This is a genomic window from Rhabdonatronobacter sediminivivens (assembly GCF_013415485.1).
GTDB classification, from domain to species: Bacteria; Pseudomonadota; Alphaproteobacteria; order Rhodobacterales; family Rhodobacteraceae; genus Rhabdonatronobacter; species Rhabdonatronobacter sediminivivens.
Map to the genome: position 1 here is coordinate 1 of NZ_JACBXS010000097.1, position 3,026 is coordinate 3,026.

The window sequence follows — 3,026 nt, forward strand, 5'->3', positions numbered from 1 at the left end:
CAGACCGCAGAGGCCGCCTAACCATGACCCCGGCAGCGCTGCCCCGACCCGATTTCAACATTCATCGGGACATCCCCTGCGGCACGGCGTCATCCGCATATTGCGCAAGAAATTCAACGCTGAGGGCAATGAGGGTGATCACGTCAATCAGCACGCCAGCAGGGTCGCGGGTGATGAAATGGCGCTGGCCGAATGGTTCGTCGCGCAAGGTCAGCAAGATTGGCAGGCCCGCAGCCCGAAGTGTGTGATACACCTGCGCGGCGTCCGGAACATCGAAGGTCAGAGTCTCTGCCTCAAATTCTTGGCTCCTGTCAGAGGGACCTGCACCCAGATTGGAGTCTGTTTACTGAGTGCCGATTCCGGAGGCCGCCGCGACGATAAGTTGACGCAACCACTTGTGCCGGGGGGAATCGTGGTGGCGCGCGTGCCAGGCGAGGCTGATCGTCACGCGGCCCAGATCCAGCGGGGGCCGTTTCAGCACGAAGCGTCGCATGTCCGCCGCGGTTTGCGCAAGGCTGGATGGAAGCGTCATGACCAGATCGGACCGGGCAGCGATCTCTACGGCCGCGAGGAAACTCGGGACGCGCACCTTCACGCGACGTTGCCTGCCAAGACGGAAAAGCGACTGGTCGATAAGGGAAGGACCCGATCCGGTGATGCTGACGACGAGATGGTCGAGGGCAAGATACCGATCCAGCGAGAGAGGAACGTCCGCGCACGGATGATCCGCGCGCATGAGGGTGACAAAGTCGTCCCCATAGAGCTTTCGCTTGCGGAACCCTGCTGGCGCGTCCTCGACAAGACCGACAAGCACATCGACCGCATCGGCTTCGAGGGCCCCGAGCGGCTTCGGGCCAGGTGGCACCACTTCCAGATCGACCGCAGGCGCCTGTTCCGCGAGGAACGCAAGTAAGCGTGGCGCCAGAACCGCCGCCTCGAGATCGGCCATCAGCAGGCGCAAGGATCCGGTGGCCTGCACCGGGTCAAATGACCTGCCGTCTAGAAGTTCGCCGACACCGGTGAGCGTGTCGCGCAGCAAGGGCCGAACGTCCTCGGCGCGTGCGGTCAGCAGATATCCCCCCTGCCCCTCCACCAGAAGCGCATCGGAGAAAAGCTTGCGCAACCGCGCAAGCGCCCTGCTGGCCGCGGGCTGGCTCATGCCGAGCCGGGTGGCGGCCCGGGTGACGCTGCGCTCATCAAGGAGCGCTTGCAGCACGACCAGAAGGTTGAGGTCGATGGCCCGTAAATCCACTTCACGCATGCTGAGTATATGCCACATGCATTGGACGCATTCCAGCGCCTTGCGTAGTCTCCGGTGAAGTCAACACAGGAGAAACATCATGTTTGTCGTGCTGGGAGCAAATGGGCGCGCCGGCGGTGAAACCGCACGCGCGTTGCTCGAAATGGGACAACCCCTCCGCGTCTTCCTGCGGCGCCCGGAACAGGCTGAAACCTGGAGAAAACTCGGCGCGGATGTCGCCATCGGCAGCATCGAGGATGCACACGGCCTTGCGGATGCGCTGTTGGGCGCATCAGGTGCCTTCCTTCTCTGCCCACCGCCCGAAAGCGGAGACCCCTACCTCCGCGCCGAGGAGCTGGGCCGCGCGCTAGCCCGGGCGGTGCGCGAGGCCGCTTTGCCGAGGGTCGTCGCCCTGTCCTCTGTCGGTGCACGGCATGAAACGGGCACGGGCATCATCGCGATGCTCAACATCCTGGAGAAGCATCTCTATGGGGTTGCGCCGTCCACCACCTTTCTGCGGCCGGGCTATTTCGTCGAAACCTGGGGCGAGGTGGCCCAGTTCGCGATATCTGATGGCGTGCTGCCGAGCTTTCTCGCGCCCGAGCAGAAGATCCCGATGGTGAGCACAATCGATGTCGGGCGTACTGCCGCCGAGCTCTTGTGCGACGACTTCCGCGGTCAACGGATCGTCGAGCTTTCCGGGCCGCGGGATTGGTGCGCCGATGATGTTGCCACCGCATTTGGCCGTGTCCTGGATCGTCCGGTGAAGACGGCATTCGTGCCAGTTGAGGCGCGCCTGGCGATTCTCGTGCAGGACGGGGTGTCGCCGGACGTCGCGGAGGCGCTTCTGGGGATGTATGGCGGCATCGCCAGCGGCAGGGTGGCGCATGAAGCCGGGAACGAACATCTATATGGGGCCGTGGAACTGATCGACGCGGTTGAAAGGATTGTCAGGCACATGGTCGCGTGATGTGGGCAGCGGCGATCAGGCCGGATCGCGATAGATCAGATCGAAGCACTCCGGGGGCATGACGTCTCGAAAGTAGTGCTCTTCGGCCTCGTGCCACTGCCGCTCCCACCCACCGATGGCCCCTTCACGGTCAAGAAGTCGCGCCGTGCGAATGCCGGGCGCGACCTCGACCAGAACGCGCAGGTCAAGCAGATCGGCCAGTTCCGGCCTTGCGGCATAGACCCCCTCGAGGATCACATAGGGCGCGGGTGACAGTCTTTTCGGCGGGTGACAAAGCCGCCCGTCGAACGCATCCCAGTCGAAGGCGCGCCATTCGACGGCTTGCCCGGCATGCAATCCGCGCAGGACCTGCCGCTGCCTGGTCCAGTCGATGCAGGCGTCGATGCGTGCCTCGGGCCTGTCACTGCGCAGGTCGATACCGCCCGCATAGAAATCGTCGCCCTCGATGACCGCCGCCTCAATCTCTGTGGCGAAGGCTGCCGCCAATGTGGACTTCCCCGCGCCGCTGCGCCCGTCAAGAGCCAGGATGAAAGGTCGATCAACGCCATGAGCGGCCGCCATGACATGCTCGGCAAGATCTTTGATACCTGTCACCCGGGGCGGATACCGATCCATGGTTGACCCCCTTTGTTCTCAGCTGCGCACTGGCTTGGGGTCTTGCCCTCGATCATTCCTGCCCGGACCGATCGTCACTGTCCAGGTCAACTGTGCCATCCCGTCCTTCCTGCTCGGCACTGGCCATCGCCAGCGACGTGGCGTCGAGCGTGACTTGAAGCGCCTGGGCAGCTTCGTCGCCCAGGGCGGCGACGATCCTGC

General features: G+C 64.0%; 4 protein-coding genes. 1 reads left to right on the forward strand and 3 read right to left on the reverse strand.

The window, feature by feature from the left end; all coding sequences use genetic code 11:
* Positions 1 to 61: 61 nt before the first annotated feature.
* Both HUK65_RS18910 and HUK65_RS18195 read right to left on the reverse strand, forming a co-directional pair.
* Positions 62 to 331 carry a VOC family protein gene (locus HUK65_RS18910; protein ID WP_179907674.1) on the reverse strand — a complete coding sequence of 90 codons (270 nt, stop codon included), beginning with the start codon at positions 329 to 331 and terminating at the stop codon, positions 62 to 64.
* Positions 332 to 343: 12 nt separating this feature from the next.
* Complete coding sequence (locus tag HUK65_RS18195) at positions 344 to 1,261, reverse strand: LysR family transcriptional regulator (protein ID WP_179907670.1); 918 nt, start codon at positions 1,259 to 1,261, stop codon at positions 344 to 346.
* Positions 1,262 to 1,340: 79 nt separating this feature from the next.
* Here HUK65_RS18195 and HUK65_RS18200 point away from each other — a divergent pair, with 79 nt between their 5' ends.
* Complete coding sequence (locus HUK65_RS18200) at positions 1,341 to 2,210, forward strand: NmrA family NAD(P)-binding protein (RefSeq protein WP_179907671.1); 870 nt, start codon at positions 1,341 to 1,343, stop codon at positions 2,208 to 2,210.
* 15 nt (positions 2,211 to 2,225) lie between these two features.
* Here the strand turns inward: HUK65_RS18200 and HUK65_RS18205 are convergent, their stop codons facing one another.
* Positions 2,226 to 2,804 carry a uridine kinase family protein gene (locus HUK65_RS18205; RefSeq protein ID WP_179907672.1) on the reverse strand — a complete coding sequence of 193 codons (579 nt, stop codon included), beginning with the start codon at positions 2,802 to 2,804 and terminating at the stop codon, positions 2,226 to 2,228.
* Positions 2,805 to 3,026: the final 222 nt, after the last annotated feature.